The sequence below is a fragment of the Muricoccus roseus genome (genome assembly GCF_900141905.1).
In the GTDB taxonomy this organism is placed as follows: Bacteria; Pseudomonadota; Alphaproteobacteria; order Acetobacterales; family Acetobacteraceae; genus Roseomonas; species Roseomonas rosea.
This window is the reverse complement of the sequence record NZ_FQZF01000003.1, coordinates 188617-205001: the sequence shown is the minus strand read 5'-3', so window position 1 is coordinate 205001 and position 16385 is coordinate 188617. Positions and strand designations below refer to the sequence as shown.

Annotated in this window: 16 protein-coding genes; 12 read left to right on the top strand and 4 right to left on the bottom strand. The window is 70.2% G+C overall.

Going from position 1 to position 16385, the window contains the following annotated elements:
• Positions 1–4 precede the first annotated feature (4 nt).
• The 3 genes from BUB97_RS03330 to BUB97_RS03320 are packed head-to-tail and all read right to left on the bottom strand — an operon-like array spanning position 5 to position 3162.
• Entirely contained in the window at positions 5–1273 is a 1269-nt protein-coding gene (locus BUB97_RS03330) for an acyl-CoA dehydrogenase family protein (protein ID WP_073131415.1), read from the bottom strand.
• The gene (locus BUB97_RS03325) at positions 1273–2055 is read right to left on the bottom strand and encodes an alpha/beta fold hydrolase (RefSeq protein ID WP_073131413.1); all 783 of its coding nucleotides are present in this window, start codon (positions 2053–2055) and stop codon (positions 1273–1275) included. The genes BUB97_RS03330 and BUB97_RS03325 overlap by 1 nt, the downstream gene beginning before the upstream one ends.
• Before the next feature lie 60 nt (positions 2056–2115).
• Positions 2116–3162: a 2,5-dihydroxypyridine 5,6-dioxygenase NicX family protein gene (locus tag BUB97_RS03320; RefSeq protein WP_073131411.1), complete on the bottom strand. Its 1047-nt coding sequence runs from the start codon at positions 3160–3162 to the stop codon at positions 2116–2118.
• Positions 3163–3249: 87 nt separating this feature from the next.
• On the opposite strand from BUB97_RS03320, the gene BUB97_RS03315 reads away from it, so the two are divergent.
• The 11 genes from BUB97_RS03315 (at position 3250) to BUB97_RS03265 (ending at position 13693) form a co-directional block, all read left to right on the top strand.
• Positions 3250–3669 (top strand): MarR family winged helix-turn-helix transcriptional regulator, encoded by a 420-nt coding sequence (locus BUB97_RS03315; protein ID WP_175562546.1) that lies wholly within the window; start codon positions 3250–3252, stop codon positions 3667–3669.
• A 100-nt stretch (positions 3670–3769) separates the two neighbouring features.
• Positions 3770–5167 carry an ethanolamine ammonia-lyase subunit EutB gene (locus BUB97_RS03310; RefSeq protein WP_073131409.1) on the top strand — a complete coding sequence of 466 codons (1398 nt, stop codon included), beginning with the start codon at positions 3770–3772 and terminating at the stop codon, positions 5165–5167.
• Entirely contained in the window at positions 5160–5918 is a 759-nt protein-coding gene (gene eutC / locus BUB97_RS03305) for an ethanolamine ammonia-lyase subunit EutC (RefSeq protein WP_073131407.1), read from the top strand. Before BUB97_RS03310 ends, eutC begins: the two co-directional genes overlap by 8 nt.
• A gap of 287 nt (positions 5919–6205) precedes the next feature.
• Positions 6206–7081, top strand: coding sequence for an IclR family transcriptional regulator (locus BUB97_RS03300; protein ID WP_073131625.1), 876 nt, complete (start codon positions 6206–6208; stop codon positions 7079–7081).
• Between the two features lie 14 nt (positions 7082–7095).
• Positions 7096–8226 (top strand): iron-containing alcohol dehydrogenase, encoded by a 1131-nt coding sequence (locus BUB97_RS03295; RefSeq protein ID WP_073131405.1) that lies wholly within the window; start codon positions 7096–7098, stop codon positions 8224–8226.
• A complete protein-coding gene (locus BUB97_RS03290; RefSeq protein WP_073131403.1) occupies positions 8226–9428 on the top strand; it encodes a sialidase family protein in 1203 nt (400 codons plus the stop codon). Before BUB97_RS03295 ends, BUB97_RS03290 begins: the two co-directional genes overlap by 1 nt.
• Positions 9425–10315 carry a dihydrodipicolinate synthase family protein gene (locus BUB97_RS03285; RefSeq protein WP_073131401.1) on the top strand — a complete coding sequence of 297 codons (891 nt, stop codon included), beginning with the start codon at positions 9425–9427 and terminating at the stop codon, positions 10313–10315. Before BUB97_RS03290 ends, BUB97_RS03285 begins: the two co-directional genes overlap by 4 nt.
• Before the next feature lie 56 nt (positions 10316–10371).
• Positions 10372–11352 (top strand): Bug family tripartite tricarboxylate transporter substrate binding protein, encoded by a 981-nt coding sequence (locus tag BUB97_RS03280; protein ID WP_073131399.1) that lies wholly within the window; start codon positions 10372–10374, stop codon positions 11350–11352.
• Between the two features lie 11 nt (positions 11353–11363).
• On the top strand, positions 11364–12053 hold the full coding sequence (locus BUB97_RS03275) for an SDR family NAD(P)-dependent oxidoreductase (protein ID WP_073131623.1): 690 nt from the start codon (positions 11364–11366) through the stop codon (positions 12051–12053).
• 147 nt (positions 12054–12200) lie between these two features.
• Positions 12201–12713, top strand: coding sequence for a hypothetical protein (locus BUB97_RS03270; RefSeq protein WP_073131621.1), 513 nt, complete (start codon positions 12201–12203; stop codon positions 12711–12713).
• On the top strand, positions 12710–13693 hold the full coding sequence (locus tag BUB97_RS03265; protein WP_073131397.1) for a Bug family tripartite tricarboxylate transporter substrate binding protein: 984 nt from the start codon (positions 12710–12712) through the stop codon (positions 13691–13693). Before BUB97_RS03270 ends, BUB97_RS03265 begins: the two co-directional genes overlap by 4 nt.
• A gap of 60 nt (positions 13694–13753) precedes the next feature.
• On the opposite strand, the gene BUB97_RS03260 is transcribed toward BUB97_RS03265, so the two are convergent.
• Positions 13754–15430 carry an electron transfer flavoprotein-ubiquinone oxidoreductase gene (locus BUB97_RS03260; RefSeq protein WP_175562551.1) on the bottom strand — a complete coding sequence of 559 codons (1677 nt, stop codon included), beginning with the start codon at positions 15428–15430 and terminating at the stop codon, positions 13754–13756.
• Between the two features lie 131 nt (positions 15431–15561).
• On the opposite strand from BUB97_RS03260, the gene BUB97_RS03255 reads away from it, so the two are divergent.
• Entirely contained in the window at positions 15562–16383 is an 822-nt protein-coding gene (locus tag BUB97_RS03255) for a uracil-DNA glycosylase (RefSeq protein ID WP_073131619.1), read from the top strand.
• Positions 16384–16385: the final 2 nt, after the last annotated feature.

Genomic DNA, 16385 nt, shown 5'->3' with positions numbered 1-16385 from the left:
CCGCTCAGTCGTCCTTTTCGCCGGGCTTGTAGAGCGTGTCGCGGCCCAGGCGATCCAGGCAGATCTCGGCGGTCCAGGGCAGCATGAGGGAGCCGCAGCGGCTGTCGCGATAGATGCGCTCGAGCGGCAGGCTCTTCAGCATCGCCTGGCCGCCGCAGGTGCGGATCGCCTTGGCCGCAAGGGCATTGGCGTTCTCCATCACCGTGAACTGCGCGGCATAAGCGCGCTGCACCTGCTCCCGCGTGGGGTCGGGCCGCGCTTCGCGAATGGCCTGGAACCAGAGCGCCTTCGTCTGCTCCAGCATGATCCGCATCTCCGCCACCGCGATCTGCTTGGTGGGGAACATGCGGCGCTTCACCGGCGGCATGCCCGGCAACTCGCCACGCAGATAGGAAACGGTGAAGTCATAGGCCGCCTGCGCCAGGCCCATATAGGTGGGCGTCAGCGTCATGAACATGTGGGGCCAGCGGCCCGCGGCCTGGAAGTACACACCGCGCGGCATCAGCATGGCGTCCTCGGGCACGAAGACGTCCTTCAGCAGCAGCGTGCGGGACACCGTGCCGCGCATGCCCAGCGGGTCCCAGTCCCCCACCACCGAGACGCCGGGCGCATCGGCGGGAACGGCGAGGTAGAGGGTGTTGCGGCGGCTTGCGGCTTCCTCCCCCACGCGCTCCGTGCAGAGGATGCCGTAATAGTCCGCCGAGCCTGAGAGGCTGGCGAAGATCTTCTTGCCGTTGATGAGGTAGCCGCCCTCCACCGGGCGCGCCTCGGTGCCGAAGGCGATGGCGCCGGCCGCGGCCGCGCCGCCTTCGGAGAAGGGCTGGGAGTAGATCTTCCCGTCCTGCACGATGCGCGCATAGTGCTTCGCACGGCGCGCGCGATGGGCGGCGCGCTCCTCCTCCGGCATCTCCAGGTCCTCCGAGAGAAGGCCGGACCAGAGGGTGGAACAGACATGCATGTTCCAGGACAGCGCCGTGGCGCCGCAATAGCGGCCGAGCTCCGCGGCGGTGAGGCAGTAGGTGGTGAAGTCCGCGCCCTCGCCGCCATCCTCCTCGGGCACGCAGATGCGCAGCAGGCCTTCGCCATGCATGTCGCGGAAGTTCTCGATGGGGAAGCGCGCCTCCCGGTCATAGGCCGCGGCACGGGGCGCCAGCACGGCCTTACCGAAGCGGCGCGCGCGGGCCGTCAGCTCCGCCTGCTGCGGCGTCAGGTTGAAGGCCTCAGGCGCGAAGATCGGCTCGTCCTGGACCAGGTCGCCGGGCAGGCTGTCCATCACGCGGTCCTCTCATTTGTATCGTTCCGGGGCAGATGGCGGTCCAGGAAGTCGAGCACGATGGTGTCGAAGGCTTCCGGTGCCTCGATGTTCGGAAGATGGCCCACCCCGGCCATGCAGCGGTATTCGGCACCCGGGATCTTCCCGGCCATGCGCTCCATCACCGGCGCGGGGGCGTTCGTGTCCACCTCGCCTGCCAGGCACAGAACCGGCACGCGGATAGCGCCGAGCGAGGCGCGCTCGTCGAAGGTGACGAGGCAGCGCACCGCGGCCCGGAAGGTGGGGGAGGGGGTGGAGCCCAGCACCGCGATGGCGTGCCCGCGCCAGGGCGTGCCCGCGCCGGCCGGGCCGGTGAGATGGCTGAAGTTCTCCTCGGCCATGTCCGCCATGCTGCGGCCTTCGTCGAGCGGCTTCAGCCTTGCGGCGACGAACTTCTGCTGGAACTCGCCGGAGGGATTGCCGAAGGCAGGGCTGGTCGCGCAGAGGATGGCTGCGGCATAGGCGTCCGGCCGGCGCCGGAGCAGTGTCTGCGCCACCATCCCACCCATGGAGTGACCGAGCAGCACGACCCGCTCCAGCCCTCGTTCGGCGATGGCGGCCTCCACATCCGCGGCGAGCCCCTCGAAATCCATCGCCTCGACCGGCGGGCGGGCGCCATAGCCCGGGAAGTCCAGCGGAACCGGGCGGTAGCCGCGCGCGGCGAAGCTCCCGGCCTGGGGCTGCCAGAGGCGTGCATCCGCGCCGATCCCGTGAAGCATCACGACCGCAGCCCTGTCCGCCATGCTCACCTATCCCTGTTCACGGGGGATCATATGAAACGGAATATATCTGTCCAGCACGATTCAGCCGAACACATCCTGCAGCGCGCCCTTCACCACAACGGGAAGGTCATCGACCAGAATGTCCGTCCCCATCACGGGGATGTCGAAATGCCCCGGCGTGTAGCGCCCGGCGAATTCATTGGCGCCGGTGGAGAAGAGGAAGTTGCCGGAGACGGCCCGCAGCTCCGTGCCGTTCGTGTCCCGCTGGCCATACATGGAAAGGGCCTCGTAGCGCGCGGCCGGGTTCATGCCGAAGCCCACATGCGAGACCGCATAGGCCTCCCGGTCGCCCCAGGCGGCGAAGGACTGGCGCATCATCTCCGCATCGGGGCCGCTGCCCTCGATATCCGTGACATAGTCCTTCTCGATCGTCAGGCGGATGGGCGCGGCGAGGTAGCGCTTGAAGGTCAGGTTGATGTCGCCCGTGTCCAGCACGAGCGTGCCGTTGACCGTGCCCGCGGCGGGGAAGCTTACCACGATCCCGCCGGGCCAATGGGCCAGGGTTCCGGGCCGGTCCGTCCAGCCCCACACGCCGACGGTCGAGGCGCCGCCCATGTCGACCTCGAGCGCCGTGCCCGCGGCGGAGCGCACGCTCATCCGCCGGGCCCCGCGCAGCATCTTCGTGGCGGCCTTCACCTTCGCCATCAGCGCGTCATCGGGCCGCATCCGCTCCAGCGCCTCGGGATGCTCGTTGGAGATGGAGAGGATCCGCGCGCCGGCCTTGAGGATGGCGGCGGTCTCGCGCGCATGCATCAGCCCCTGCACGGTCAGGTCCACCACCAGACCGCTCGCCGAAAGCGCGCCGACCACGGGCTCCAGCCCGCCGATCGCCTCGCTGGCCCCGGTGGAGCGCACCGGCACGGGATAGGGGTTGCGCCCGGTCGGCAGCACGAGGTGGAAGGGCCGCGCGCCGAGGCGGAGCAGCGCCAGCTCCGCCAGGTGCACGTTCAGCGCGCGCGACTGGGTTTCCGAGAGGATGGCGACCGCCTCGCCGGGCTTCACGGCGCATTTGGCCAGGATCTCGGTGAAGGCCTCGATCCACTTGTGCTCGATGCGGTCCGCCAACATCCTTGAGCAACCCCCGTGCGTGCGGGGGCATTCGGGGGCAAAGAGGGGCCGCCGGTCAAGATATATGAAAAGGGATGTAAAACGCCCGTGCCCTTCACCGAGGACTACCTGCCCTATCTCCTCGCCCGGGCCAGCCATTCGGTCTCCTCCAGCTTCCACGCCTCGCTGAAGGATTGGGGGCTCTCGGTGCCGGAATGGCGCGTGCTGGCCTGCCTGAGCGACGTGGACGGGCTGGGCGTGGGGCAGCTGGCCGCGATGGCGCTGATGAAGCAGCCCAGCATGACCAAGGTGCTGGACCGGATGGAGGCGGAGGGGCTGGTGCGCCGCAGGGCCACCGAGGAGGACCGCCGCCGCGTGCTGATCCACATCACCCCCAAGGGCCGGGCCCGGGTGAAGCCGGCCCTGGCCGCCGCCCTGGCGCATCAGCGACAAAGGCTGGCCCCTTTCGATGAGGTCGAGCGCGCGCTGATCCTCCGGGCCCTGCACCTGCTGATCGGCGAGGGCTGACGGCGGAGGTTGTGTCCGGAGGGCAGGGCTGGAAGGCTGGGGCCTCTCAACCCGGTCAGGAGCCCCGGATGACATCCCCTCCCGGTCGCGCCGCGTAGAGATGGGACGCTGGACCTCCATCGCCGGCGGGGAGCGGCATGTCTTCGACAGCCTGCCCCGCCTTCTCGCCGTCGCCTCGCCCCGCCGCTCCGGCGACGAGCTGGCCGGCATCGCCGCCGCCAGCGATGCCGAGCGGGTGGCCGCCCGCTTCGCTCTGGCCGACCTGCCGCTCCGGGCCTTCCTTTCCGAGGCCGTCATTCCCCCCGAGGCCGATGAGGTCACGCGGCTCATCCTCGACACGCATGATGCGACGGCCTTCGCCCCGATCGCCCATCTCACCGTCGGCGGCCTGCGGGACTGGCTGCTCTCCCATGCCGCCGATGCCCCGGCCCTGGCCGCCGTCTCCCCGGGGCTGACGCCGGAGATGGTGGCCGCCGCCTCCAAGCTCATGCGGAACCAGGACCTGATCGCGGTCGCCCGCAAGCGCCGCGTGACCACCGCCTTCCGCTCCACCCTGGGGCTGGAGGGACGGCTCGCCACCCGCCTCCAGCCCAACCACCCCACGGACGACCTGCGCGGCATCGCCGCCTCCACGCTGGATGGGCTGCTGAACGGCTCGGGCGATGCGGTGATCGGGGTGAACCCCGCGACGGACAGCGTGCCCAACGCCATGGCGCTGCTGCACATGCTCGACGACCTCCGCGCCCGGTACGACATCCCCACTCAGACCTGCGTGCTGACCCATGTGACGAACGCCATCGAGATCATGCGGCGCGGCGCGCCGGTCGATCTCGTCTTCCAGTCCGTCGCGGGCACGGAAGGGGCCAATCGCGGCTTCGGGGTCGATCTCTCCATCCTGCGGGAGGCGCGTGAGGCCGCGCTGTCGCTCGGGCGCGCCGGCCCTTCGGGCGAGGTGATGTATTTCGAGACCGGCCAGGGCAGCGCCCTCTCGGCGGAGGCGCATCACGGCGTGGACCAGCAGACGCTGGAGGCGCGCGCCTATGCCGTGTGCCGCGCCTTCAAGCCCCTGCTCGTGAACACAGTGGTCGGCTTCATCGGCCCCGAATACCTCTATGACGGCAAGCAGATCATCCGCGCGGGACTGGAGGACCATTTCTGCGGCAAGCTGCTCGGCCTGCCGATGGGGGTGGATGTCTGCTACACCAACCATGCCGAGGCCGATGGCGACGACATGGATGGGCTGATGACCCTGCTCGCCGTGGCCGGCGTGCATTTCCTCATCTGCGTGCCCGGCGCGGACGACATCATGCTGAACTACCAGAGCCTCTCCTTCCACGATGTGCTTGCGCTGCGCAGCATGCTCGGCCTCCGCCCCGCGCCGGAGTTCGAGGAGTGGCTGACGCGCATGGGTATCGCGGAACCGGGCGGCGCCATCCGCCCGCCGGAGCTGGCAGGCTCCCGCCTCATGCAACTGGCCCTGGAGGCCGGGCATGGCTGAGGCGCCCGTCCCCGAACCCTGGGCCAGGCTCCGCGCCGCCACCCGCGCGCGCATCGGGCTCGGCGGCGTCGGCGACGCCCCGCCGCTACCCGAGGTGCTGGGCTTCCAGATGGCCCATGCCCTGGCGCGGGACGCCGTGCACGCGCCGCTGGACGTGCCCGCGCTGGAAGCGGCGCTGCGCCCCCATGCCGCGCTGCACGCGGCCAGCATGGCGCCGGATCGCGGCACCTATCTGCGCCGCCCCGATCTTGGCCGCCGCCTGCGCGGGATGGACGCGGCAGGGGAGGGGGGCTGCGACGTCGCCTTCGTCCTGGCCGATGGCCTCTCGGCCACGGCAGTGCAGCGGCACGCGGCGCCCGTCTTCCATGCCTGCGTGGAGCGCCTTCCGGGCTGGCGCATCGCACCCCCCGTCATCGCCACCCAGGCCCGCGTGGCGCTGGGCGACGAGATCGGCGCCCGGCTCGGCGCCCGGCTGGTCGCGGTGCTGATCGGGGAAAGGCCAGGCCTCAGCGTTCCCGACAGCCTCGGGATCTACCTGACCTTCGAGCCACGGCCGGGGCGCCGGGATTCGGAGCGCAACTGCATCTCCAATATCCACGCCGCTGGAGGGCTGCGACCGGAACTCGCGGCGGCGAAGCTGGTCTGGCTCATGCGCGAGGCGCTGACGCGCAAGCTGACCGGCACGGGGCTGAAGGACGATGCCGACCCTGCCGCCCTGGCCGGGAGACCGCCCCTGCCGCCGCCGTCCTAGCGCGGGAGATGCCGGTAGACCGCATCCTCAGGCTCGCGGACCCCGGCCGCATGGCGCGTCGAAGGTGGCGCCGCCCTGAACGCGGTCAGGGTGCCGCGGGATCGCTTCTCTCGGATCGTCTTCCTGGTCTGCAAGAGCCGGAACAGCGTTGCCCCGGCCCGGCCGTGAGGATGGAGGTGGCAGCTTTGCCTTGACGCAGCGGGCAACCGCTGCTGAAACTCGCCCCAACAACACAACATTTGTTCGCACTCCGAACTTCGGGGCGGAAGGGCGGTTCAGGAGGGATGATGGCCGGGAGCGAAGGAGGCGAAGCGACAGCTGCGCCCAACCCGCTTGCGCCCGACCTGCTTGCGCCCTCCGGCAATCCCAAGAACCTCGTCCATTCCGCGGCGAAGGTTTTCGCGGTCCTGCGCGCCTTCGGGGCGGATCTGCCGGAACTGACCGTCACCGAGGTCGCCACCCGGGCCGGGCTGGACCGTGGCACCGCCTTCCGCCTGATCCACACGCTGATCGCCCTGGGCTACCTGCGGGCCGTGCCGGGCACGCGCCGCTTCCGCCTGACCCTGCGCTGCCTCGAGCTCGGCTTCGCCGCCCTTTCCGCCAATGACCTGCCCGGCCATGCCGAGCCGCTGCTGCGCGAGCTGGTCCCCAGCCTGGCGGATGCCGGCTCGCTCGGCGTCATCGAGGGCGGGGAGGTCGTCTATCTCCAGCGTGTGCAGCACGGGCTGGACCGCAGCGGCGTGGTGCGCCGCCCCGGCACGCGGGTGGGCGCCTATGCCACCGCGCTGGGCCACGCCATCCTCGCCCATTTTCCGCGCCACCGGCAGATTGAGCATCTGGAAGCGGTGGAGCGGGTGATGCTCTCCGAGCGCACGGTGACGGACCTGGACGCCCTGCTGGCGCGGATGGAGGCGGTGCGGGCCCAGGGCTATGCCGTCTCGGATGGCGAAAATGCCTATGGGCTCCGCACCATCGCCGCGCCCGTGCTCGGCACGGATGGGCTGCCGCTGGCAGGCGTGAGCCTCACCATCCAGGCCGCGCGCCAGCCGATCGACGCCTTCGTGGAAACCGCTCTCCCCCATCTTCGCCGCCTGGCCGAGGAGTTGACGGAAGGCGTTCGCCTCTCCCTCGGCGCCATCGGCGTGCGGCGAGCCGGATCATGACTGGAACCGACGCGATGCCCGACCTTCACAGCCCCATCGAGCTTCTCCGCCCCCAGCGCATCGAGTTCGGCTCCGGCACGCTCGCCACCATCCGCCCCTGGGTGGAGGAGCGCGGGCTGAAGCGCATCCTGGTGGTGGCCGATGCCTTCAATGCAAGCCGCGTCGATCTGCTCGGCCTGCCGGGCGATGTCACGGTGTTCGGCGAGGTGAAGCCCGAGCCTGACCTGCCGAACCTGGAGAAGGTGCTGGCGGTGGCCGAGGCGATGAAGCCCGACCTCGTCATCGGCTATGGCGGCGGCAGCGCGATGGACCTGGCGAAGCTCGTCGCCGTGCTGCCTGGCAGCGGGCAGAGGCTGCATGACGTCGTCGGGCCCGAGAAGGTGCTCCGGCGGAGCGCCGCGCTGATCCAGGTGCCCACCACCGCCGGCACGGGCAGCGAGGGCGGCACCCGCTCCCTCGTCACCGACCCCGCCACGCAGAACAAGCTGGCGGTGCAGAGCCGCCACATGCTGGCCGACCTCGCCGTGGTCGATCCCGACCTGACGATGACCGTGCCGCCGGCGGTGACGGCCGCGACGGGCGTGGACGCCATGGCCCATTGCGCCGAGGCCTTCACCAGCAGGAAGTCGCATCCGATTATCGACCTCTACGCGCTCGAGGGCATCCGCCTTGTGGGCCGCTTCCTGCCGCGCGCCGTGAAGGACGGGTCGGACAAGGAGGCGCGGGCGGGGCTCGCGCTGGCTTCCATGTATGGCGGCTTCTGCCTCGGCCCGGTGAACACCACGGCCGGCCATGCGGTCGCCTATCCGCTCGGCACGCGCCACCACATCCCGCATGGCCTGGCCTGCGCGCTCATCTTCCCGCACACCCTCGCCCACAACGCGCCCGCCGTGCCGGAGAAGACGGCGCTGGTGCTGGAGGCGCTGGGCCTCTCGGCGTCGCAGGACCCTAAGACCGTGCTGGAGGGCGCCCATGCCTTCTGCGAACGGCTGGGCGTGGAGATGCGCCTGTCCCGCCTGAACGTGCCGCGCGACGATCTCGGCACCATGGCGACCGAGGCGCATGCCATCCGCCGCCTGCTGGACAACAACCCCCGAGACCTCAGCCGGGGCGAGATCCTGGCCATGTATGAGGCGGCGTACTGATGTCCCGGGCCCTCAGTCCCGCGCCCGATTTCAGTGCCAACGGGAAGCTCGCGCCTCATCCCGGCGATGCCGCGCGGACCGAGACCTTCATCCCGCACGCCACGGTGCAGAGCCATGCGGCGAACCTGACCTATCTGCCGAATGGCGACATCGCCTGCGTGTGGTTCGGCGGGACGCAGGAGGGCGTGCCGGACATCTCCGTGCAGTTCTCCCGCCTGGCCAGGGGAAGCGACACCTGGACGGCACCGGAGAGGCTGTCCGACGACCCGACGCGTTCGGAGCAGAACCCGCTACTCTTCCCCACGCCGGACGGCACGCTCTGGCTGATCTGGACCGCGCAGATCAGCGGGAACCAGGACACCGCCATCGTCCGCTGTCGCAAGTCCACCGACCACGGCCACACATGGGGGCCGATCGAGACGCTGTTCGGCCCGCGCGCCGATGGCGGCACCTTCATGCGTCAGCCCGTGGTGGTGCTGGAGAATGGCGACTGGCTGCTGCCCATCTGGGTCTGCCTCACCACACCCGGGAAGAAGTGGGTGGGGGACAAGGACTACAGCGCGGTGAAGATCTCCTCTGACCAGGGCAGGACCTGGACCGAGGTGGCCGTGCCTGAGAGCGAGGGCTGCGTGCACATGTCCGTGCTGGACATGAAGGATGGCAGCCTCGTCGCCTTCTGTCGCAGCCGCTGGGCGGACAATGTTTATGTTTCCCGTTCCAACGATCTCGGACGCAGCTGGACGGCACCCGAGAGGACGGAGCTGCCGAACAACAACTCCTCCATCCAGGCGGTGCGGCTGGCCAACGGCCATATCGGCATGGTCTTCAACGAGAGCAGCGCGGCCGACGCCAAGGAGCGCCGCCTGTCCCTCTATGACGACATTGAGGGCGATGAGGGCGACGACCGCGCGGAGCCCATCCCGATGGAGGGACAGCGCAGCACCTTCTGGGGCGTGCCCCGCGCACCGATGACGCTCGCCATCTCCACCGATGGCGGCCGGAGCTGGCCCTATCGCCGCAACCTGGAAACGGGCGACGGCTACTGCATGACGAACAACTCGCGGGACAAGGTGAACCGCGAGTTCTCCTACCCCACCATTATGCAGTCGCCGGATGGGGTGTTGCACATCGCCTACACCTACTACCGACAGGCCATCAAATACGTCCGCGTGGCCGAGAGCTGGACCGGAGCCCCCGCATGAGCAGTCTTCATCCCACTGGCGTCTACTCCGCGGCCCTCACCTCGCTGGACGAGGGGCTGAACCCGGACCTGCCGGTCTTCGTCGAGCACGCGAAGCGGCTGCTGGCCCAGGGCTGCGACGGCATCGCCCTGCTCGGCACCACGGGCGAGGCGAACTCCTTCTCCACCGATGAGCGCAAGGCCATCCTGGAGGCGGCGGTACAGGGCGGCATCGAGCCCGCCCGCCTGCTGCCCGGGACGGGCGTCGTGGCCATCCCCGAGACGGTGGCGCTGACGAAGCACGCCCTGTCGCTCGGCGTGAACACGGTCGTGATGCTGCCGCCCTTCTACTACAAGGCGCCGAGCGAGGCGGGCGTGATCGCCGCCTATTCCGAGATCGTGGAGCGGATCGGCGACAGCAACCTGCGCGTGGTGCTCTACCACATCCCGCAGATGTCGGCCGTGCCGGTCACCGCGCCGATCATCGAGGCCCTGCTGAAGCGCTATCCCGGCACCTTCACCGGCATCAAGGACAGCGCTGGCGACTTCGCCAACATGGAGATGCTGGTGGACCGCTTCCCCGGCTTCGCCGTGCTTGCGGGCGCCGACCCGCTGCTGCTGCCGCTGATGCGCAAGGGCGGCGCGGGCTGTATCACCGCCACCTCCAACCTCGTGGCGGCCGACCTCGCCTTCATCTATCGCCACGCGAACGACCCGGCCAGGGCGGCCGAGGTGGAGGCGGCGCAGGCCCGCGTGGTGGCCAAGCGCAACCAGGCTTCGAGATTCGCGCAGATGGCTTCGCTGAAGGTGCTGCTGGCGAAAGAGACGGGCCACCAGGGCTGGACCCGCCTGCGCCCGCCGCTGGTTCCGCTGACCACCGAGGAGTCCGCGCAACTTCTCGCAGCCTGAACAGCAACGAAGCCGGTTCCGCAAAGGGACCGGCTTCTTCTTGGGAGAGAACGACAATGAACAGGCGTAACCTCCTCCTGGCGGCCTCCGCCGCCGGTGCCGGCATCCTGGCCGTCCCGGCGGTCCACGCGCAGGGGGCCTGGCCGCATGGCAAGCCGATCCGCGTGATCATCCCCTGGCCGCCGGGCGCCGCGAATGACACGCTGGGCCGCCTGCTGGCCCAGCGCCTGTCCGAGAAGCTGGGCGCGACGGCGGTGGCGGAGAACCGCACCGGCGGCGCGGGCCTCGTCGGCACCAGTGCCGTTCTGCAGGCCGCGCCGGACGGCTACACGCTGCTCGCCTCCGCTTTCAACACGGCGGTCATGCCGCTGGTGCTCAAGGGTGCGACCTTCGACCCGCAGAAGGACCTGGAGGTCTGCGCCCGCACGGCGCGTGCGCCGCTCGTCCTCGCCTCAACCGGCCAGAAGCGGGAGAAGACCTATGTCGAGGTGCTCGCGGCCGCCAGGGCGAAGCCTCGTGAATGGAACTTCGCCATCTCCTCCCTCGGCTCCGCCGGCCACCTCGCCACCATCGAGTTCTTGCGCCGCACCGGGCTGGACCTGGACATGGTGACCTATCGCGGCACGCAGCCCGCGCTGACGGACATGATGGGAGGCAATGTGCAGCTGCTGATCGACCCGTGCTTCGCCATCCTGCCCGCGCGCGGCGACGGCAAGATCAACGTCCTCGGCATCGCCGCGCCCGAGCGCTCCGGCCTCGCCAACGACGTGCCGACCATGGCCGAGTCCGGGCTGCCGGGTTATGAGTTCCAGTCCTGGTATGGCGTCTGGGCGCCGAAGGGCACCTCGGCCGAGATCTGCGGCCGCATCAACGCCTTGATGCAGGAGACCATGCGCGAGCCCGCCATGGTTCAGCGCATGACCGGCCAGGTGCTGGAGCCGGTGACGGAGAGCATCGAGGAGTCGAAGCGCTTCATCGCCAGCGAGATAACCCGCGCCGGCGAGCTGCTGAAGCTCGTGAACTACCAGCCGGAGTGATCGCCCGCGCCATGGCCGAGCCCCATCCTCCCCGCCACGCCATCGTCACGGGCGTCAGCTCCGGCATCGGCGCCAGCATCGCGGCGCGGCTGCTGCGGGAGGGGTGGCGTGTCACGGGCGTCAGCCGCTCCGCGCCGGATGAGGCGGCGCCGGGCTTCACGCATCGCGCCGCGGATCTCTCCGACCCTGCGAGCCTGGAAGCGGCGGTGCAGGACCTGTGTCCGGATGCGTTGGTTCATGCGGCCGGGCTACTGCGCACCAACAGCCTGGGTGTGTTGAGTCCCACCGACGGGGAGGCGATGTGGCGCCTCCACGTCGCGGCGGCCGAGCGGCTCGCGAACCTAGTCATGCCGGTGATGCCCGATGGCGGGCGCATCATCCTGATCGGCAGCCGAACCGCCTCGGGCGCGGCGGGCCGAAGCCAGTATGCGGCCACCAAGGCGGCCATGCTCGCCCTGGCCCGCTCCTGGGCGGCGGAACTCGCGCCACGCGGGATCACGGTGAATGTGGTGGCCCCGGCCGCGACCGAGACGCCGATGCTGCGAGACCCCGCGCGCGCGGGCGTGCCGCCCCGCGTGCCGCCGATCGGCCGCTTCATCAGGCCGGAGGAGGTCGCTGCATTGACCGCCTTTCTACTTTCCGATGAAGCCGGCGCCATCACCGGCCAGCAGATCACCATCTGCGGCGGCAGTTCGCTGTAGGAGCAGAGGCATGGCGGAGCGGCCCTGTGGATCGGGATCGATTCGCTGCGCTAGCCTCCCCGCACCGCCGGCACCGTCCGGCCCTCGCGCGGCTCCAACGCGATCCGCGAAGCTGGGAACTCACCTCCTTCGATGCCCGATCTCTCCATGACTGACCCGGCCCCTCATCTGGCCGCCGTCGCGGCCGCGATGGCGGCGCCGGGGCAACCCGGGGCCGGGCTGCAGGCGCTGGACCAGGCCCTGGCCGCCACGGTCGGGCACAAGCTCTTCACCGTGCTGGTGCTGAACCACGCGGCCGGGCAGAAGCAGCGCTATTATACGAACCAGCCCGAGGCCTATCCGACCGGCGGCCACAAGCCCATCACGCCCTCCGGCGAGTACCACGACACGGTGGTGGTGGCCGGCCGCCCGCGCTTCCTGCACGACCGCGCCGACATCATCCGCGCTTTCCCCGACCACCCGCTGATCCTCTCCCTGGGCTGTGAGGGTGCGGTGAACGTGCCCGTGCGTTGGAACGGCGAGACGCTGGGCGGGCTGAACCTCCTCGACGCGGCGGGGCGCTACGACGAGGGGCAGACGCCGCTCCTCCTCACCTTTGCCGCGCTCGCCGTGCCGGCCTTCCTGCACATCACCCGGAACTGGACGGAGACCTCCGCATGAGCCCGATCATCACCCGCCGCGGTGCCGGCGCGCTGCTGGCAGGCAGCCTGGCCATGCCGGCCCTTGCCCAGGCGCCCTGGCCCAAGGCGGGACCGATCCGCTTCGTCGTCCCCTTCGGCAGCGGCGGCACCACGGACATCATCGCCCGCATCCTGGCGGCCGAGATGGGGCAGCGGCTGGGGCAATCCGTGGTGGTGGACAACCGCCCCGGCGCGGGCGCCACGCTGGGCACCGGCCAGGTCGCGCGCGCGGCGCCCGATGGCTACACGCTCGTCCTCTCCGTCATCAGCGCCATGGTGGTGGGCAAGGTGCTCTACGGCCCGCGCGTCACCTGGGATCCGGTCGCGGATTTCGCGCATATCGCCATGGTGATGAGCACGCCCTATCTCTGGCTCGTCCGCCCGGACCTCCCGATCCGCAGCGTGGCTGATCTGGTGGCCGAGGCGAAGGCGAAGCCGGATGGGCTGACCTACGGCACCTCCGGCATCGGCTCCATGCCGCACCTCACCGCCGTGCGCTTCTGCCGCGCGGCCGGCATCTCCATGCAGCACGCGCCCTATCGCGGCGCGGCCCAGGTGGCCACCGATGTCATGTCGGGCACCCTGCCGCTGATGGTGGACAGCCTGACGGCGGCCAGCGCCAATATCCGCTCCGGCGCGCTGCGTCCGCTCGCGCATTCCTGGCCCGAGCGCGTGCCGGACTTCCCCGAAATCCCGACCTTCCGGGAGCTGGGCTACACGGATCTGGTGGTGGATGGCTGGTCCGGCATCGCCGCCCCGGCGCGCACGCCGCGCCCGATCGTGGAGAAGCTGGCCGAGGTGGTGAAGGAGTCCCTGGCCTCCCCGGACCTCCTGCGCCGCTACAAGGACACGGCCACCGCCCCCGGCCGCCTCTTCCTGGAGGATGCGCAGAAATACGTGCAGGACGAGCTGGCCGCCTGGACGCCGATCATCCAGGCCTCCGGCGCCTCGGTGGACTGAGCCGGACAGGGAACCAGACAGGAAAAGGGCCGGAGGGGAACTCCCCGCCGGCCCCTTGCCTCACATCCCGCCGATATAGTTCGGCCCGCCGCCGCCCTCGGGCGTACGCCAGTCGATGTTCTGCGTCGGGTCCTTGATGTCGCAGGTTTTGCAGTGGACGCAGTTCTGGGCGTTGATCACCAGCCGCACGCTGGCATCGCCCGCTTCCACCTGCGCGCCCTCGCCGGTCGCTTCCGCATCCGGCGTGCCCTTCAGCTCCCGCTCCGCCTCGGGGCCCACCGCCTCATAGACGGCGGCAGGGCAGTAGCGGCTCTCGGGGCTGCGGAACTGCTCCCAGTTCACACCCTTCCAGCGGTCCGGGTCCTTCAGCACGAGATGGGCGGGCTGGTTCTCCTCATGGTTGGTGTTCGACAGGAACACCGAGGAGAGCCGGTCGAAGGTCAGCTTCCCGTCCGGCTTGGGGTAGACGATCCGCTCGGCCTTGTCGGCGGGCTTCAGCGTCTCGTGGTCGGCATGGTGCACCCAGGTCCAGGGCGCCTTGCCACGGAACACATAGGTGTCCAGCGCCGCGGCGGCCATGCCGCCGAAGAAGCCGAACTTGGAGAAGCCCGGGCGGATGTTGCGGACGGAGCGCAGCTCCTCCCACACCCAGGACTGCCGCAGGGCCTCCGGGTAGCTCTCCAGCACCTCGGGCCGCGTCTCCTGCGCCAGCGCCGCGGCCAGGGCCTCGGCCGCCACCATGCCGCTCTTCATCGCGGTGTGGGTGCCCTTGATCTTCGGCACGTTCAGGAAGCCGGCCGTGTCGCCCACCAGCATGCCGCCGGGGAAGACCAGGCGGGGCACGGACTGCATGCCGCCCTCGTTCAGCGCGCGCGCGCCATAGGCGATGCGCTTGCCGCCCTCGAGGAACTTCCGCACCTCGGGATGGGTCTTGAAGCGCTGGAACTCGTCGAAGGGCGAAAGCCAGGGGTTCGGATAGTCCAGCCCGATGACGAAGCCGATGGAGACGAGGTTCTCGCCCAGCATGTAGAGCCAGGAGCCGCCATAGGTGTCGCTCTTCAGCGGCCAGCCGGTGGAGTGCCACACCAGGCCCGGCGTGTGCTTCTCCTTCGGGATCTCCCAGAGTTCCTTGATGCCCAGGCCGAAGGTCTGCGGCTGGCAGTCCTTGCGCAGATCGTACTTCTCGAACAGCCGCTTGGTCAGCGAGCCGCGGCAGCCCTCGGCGAAGATCGTGTAGGTGGCGCGGAGCTCCATGCCGGGCTGGTAGTCCGGCCCCTCCTCGCCCTCCTTCGTGATGCCCATCACGCCGGCGACGACGCCCTTCACCACCCCGTCCTCGATCACGAGGTCGGAGGCGGCGAAGCCCGGATAGATCTCGATCCCCAGCGCCTCGGCCTTGGCCCCCAGCCAACGGCACACATTGCCGAGGGAGACGACGTAGTTGCCGTGGTTGTTCATGGCCGGAGGCGTGGGCAGCTTGAAAGCCCGCGTCGCCGTCAGATACATGAAGCGGTCGTCGCCCGCCGGGGTCGCCAGGGCGGGCGGGTCGTCACGCCAGTCCGGGAACAGCTCGTCCAGCGCACGCGGCTCCAGCACCGCGCCGGAGAGGGTATGGGCGCCGATTTCCGAGCCCTTCTCGACGAGGCAGACGCTGGTATCGGGGGAAACCTGCTTCAGGCGGATGGCAGCGGCCAGCCCGGCGGGGCCGCCGCCGACCACCAGCACGTCGAATTCCATGCTCTCGCGTTCGGACACGGGCTCTCCTCCTGATGCGCGGAGGGATGTAGCCCCGCCTTCCGTTTCGCGGAACCCGTCATCCACAACCCTGCCCATTGCGCGATGCGCCGCGCGGGGGCGATACCCGTTCCATGGAGCTGGATCAGGCCGAGACCGCGGCCCTCCTCGCCGCGCTGGAACTGCAGATCGCCTGGGGCGCCGATGAGGCGCTGGACGAGGCGGCGCTGGACCGCACCCGGCCGCGTGAGCCCGCGCCGGCCGCCCCGCCGGCCCCGGCACCCCGCCCCGCGCTTCCCCGTCCCGCCGCGGCCCCCCTGGCACCGGCGGCCGCCTTCGCCCCCACGGCGGTGCGGGCCGAGGAACTGGCCGCTGGCGTTGACAGCCTTGAGGCTCTCCGCGATGCCCTGGCCGCCCTGAACCACCCGCTGCGGGAGACGGCCGGCAATCTCGTTCTCTCGGATGGTGTCGCGGATTCCGGGCTGGTCCTGATCGGGGAGGCGCCGGGAGCGGACGAGGACCGCCAGGGCAAGCCCTTCGTCGGAGTTTCCGGAAAGTTGCTGGACCGGATGCTGGCCAGCATCGGGATCGAGCGCGCGCGGAACGCCTATCTCACTAACATCCTGCCCTGGCGCCCCCCAGGGAACCGCACCCCCACGGATGCGGAGATGAACCTCTATACGCCTTTCGTGATGCGCCACCTGGCCCTGGTGCGGCCGCATCATATCGTCCTGCTCGGCGGCACGGCGACGAAGGCGCTGCTTCGGCGCAACGAGGGCATCACCCGCCTCCGCGGGAGGTGGCATTCGCTGGAGGTTCCGGGGCTCGGGCCGGTGCCCACCCTGGCGACTCTTCATCCAGCCTACCTGCTCCGTCAGCCCGCCGGGAAGCGTGACGCCTGGACCGATCTGCGCCTGCTGAAACGCGCCCTGGATGCGCATTCCGGCCGTTCATGAAC

Bases quoted from the DNA above. Each gene is read 5' to 3' on its own strand.
- BUB97_RS03300 (WP_073131625.1), top strand. From the start codon at position 6,206: ATGGCCGGGAGCGAAGGAGGCGAAGCGACAGCTGCGCCCAACCCGCTT.
- BUB97_RS03295 (WP_073131405.1), top strand. From the start codon at position 7,096: ATGCCCGACCTTCACAGCCCCATCGAGCTTCTCCGCCCCCAGCGCATC.
- eutC (WP_073131407.1), top strand. From the start codon at position 5,160: ATGGCTGAGGCGCCCGTCCCCGAACCCTGGGCCAGGCTCCGCGCCGCC.
- BUB97_RS03260 (WP_175562551.1), bottom strand. From the start codon at position 15,430: ATGGAATTCGACGTGCTGGTGGTCGGCGGCGGCCCCGCCGGGCTGGCC.
- BUB97_RS03275 (WP_073131623.1), top strand. From the start codon at position 11,364: ATGGCCGAGCCCCATCCTCCCCGCCACGCCATCGTCACGGGCGTCAGC.
- BUB97_RS03310 (WP_073131409.1), top strand. From the start codon at position 3,770: ATGGGACGCTGGACCTCCATCGCCGGCGGGGAGCGGCATGTCTTCGAC.
- BUB97_RS03280 (WP_073131399.1), top strand. From the start codon at position 10,372: ATGAACAGGCGTAACCTCCTCCTGGCGGCCTCCGCCGCCGGTGCCGGC.
- BUB97_RS03265 (WP_073131397.1), top strand. From the start codon at position 12,710: ATGAGCCCGATCATCACCCGCCGCGGTGCCGGCGCGCTGCTGGCAGGC.
- BUB97_RS03330 (WP_073131415.1), bottom strand. From the start codon at position 1,273: ATGGACAGCCTGCCCGGCGACCTGGTCCAGGACGAGCCGATCTTCGCG.
- BUB97_RS03290 (WP_073131403.1), top strand. From the start codon at position 8,226: ATGTCCCGGGCCCTCAGTCCCGCGCCCGATTTCAGTGCCAACGGGAAG.
- BUB97_RS03285 (WP_073131401.1), top strand. From the start codon at position 9,425: ATGAGCAGTCTTCATCCCACTGGCGTCTACTCCGCGGCCCTCACCTCG.
- BUB97_RS03325 (WP_073131413.1), bottom strand. From the start codon at position 2,055: ATGGCGGACAGGGCTGCGGTCGTGATGCTTCACGGGATCGGCGCGGAT.
- BUB97_RS03255 (WP_073131619.1), top strand. From the start codon at position 15,562: ATGGAGCTGGATCAGGCCGAGACCGCGGCCCTCCTCGCCGCGCTGGAA.
- BUB97_RS03320 (WP_073131411.1), bottom strand. From the start codon at position 3,162: ATGTTGGCGGACCGCATCGAGCACAAGTGGATCGAGGCCTTCACCGAG.
- BUB97_RS03270 (WP_073131621.1), top strand. From the start codon at position 12,201: ATGACTGACCCGGCCCCTCATCTGGCCGCCGTCGCGGCCGCGATGGCG.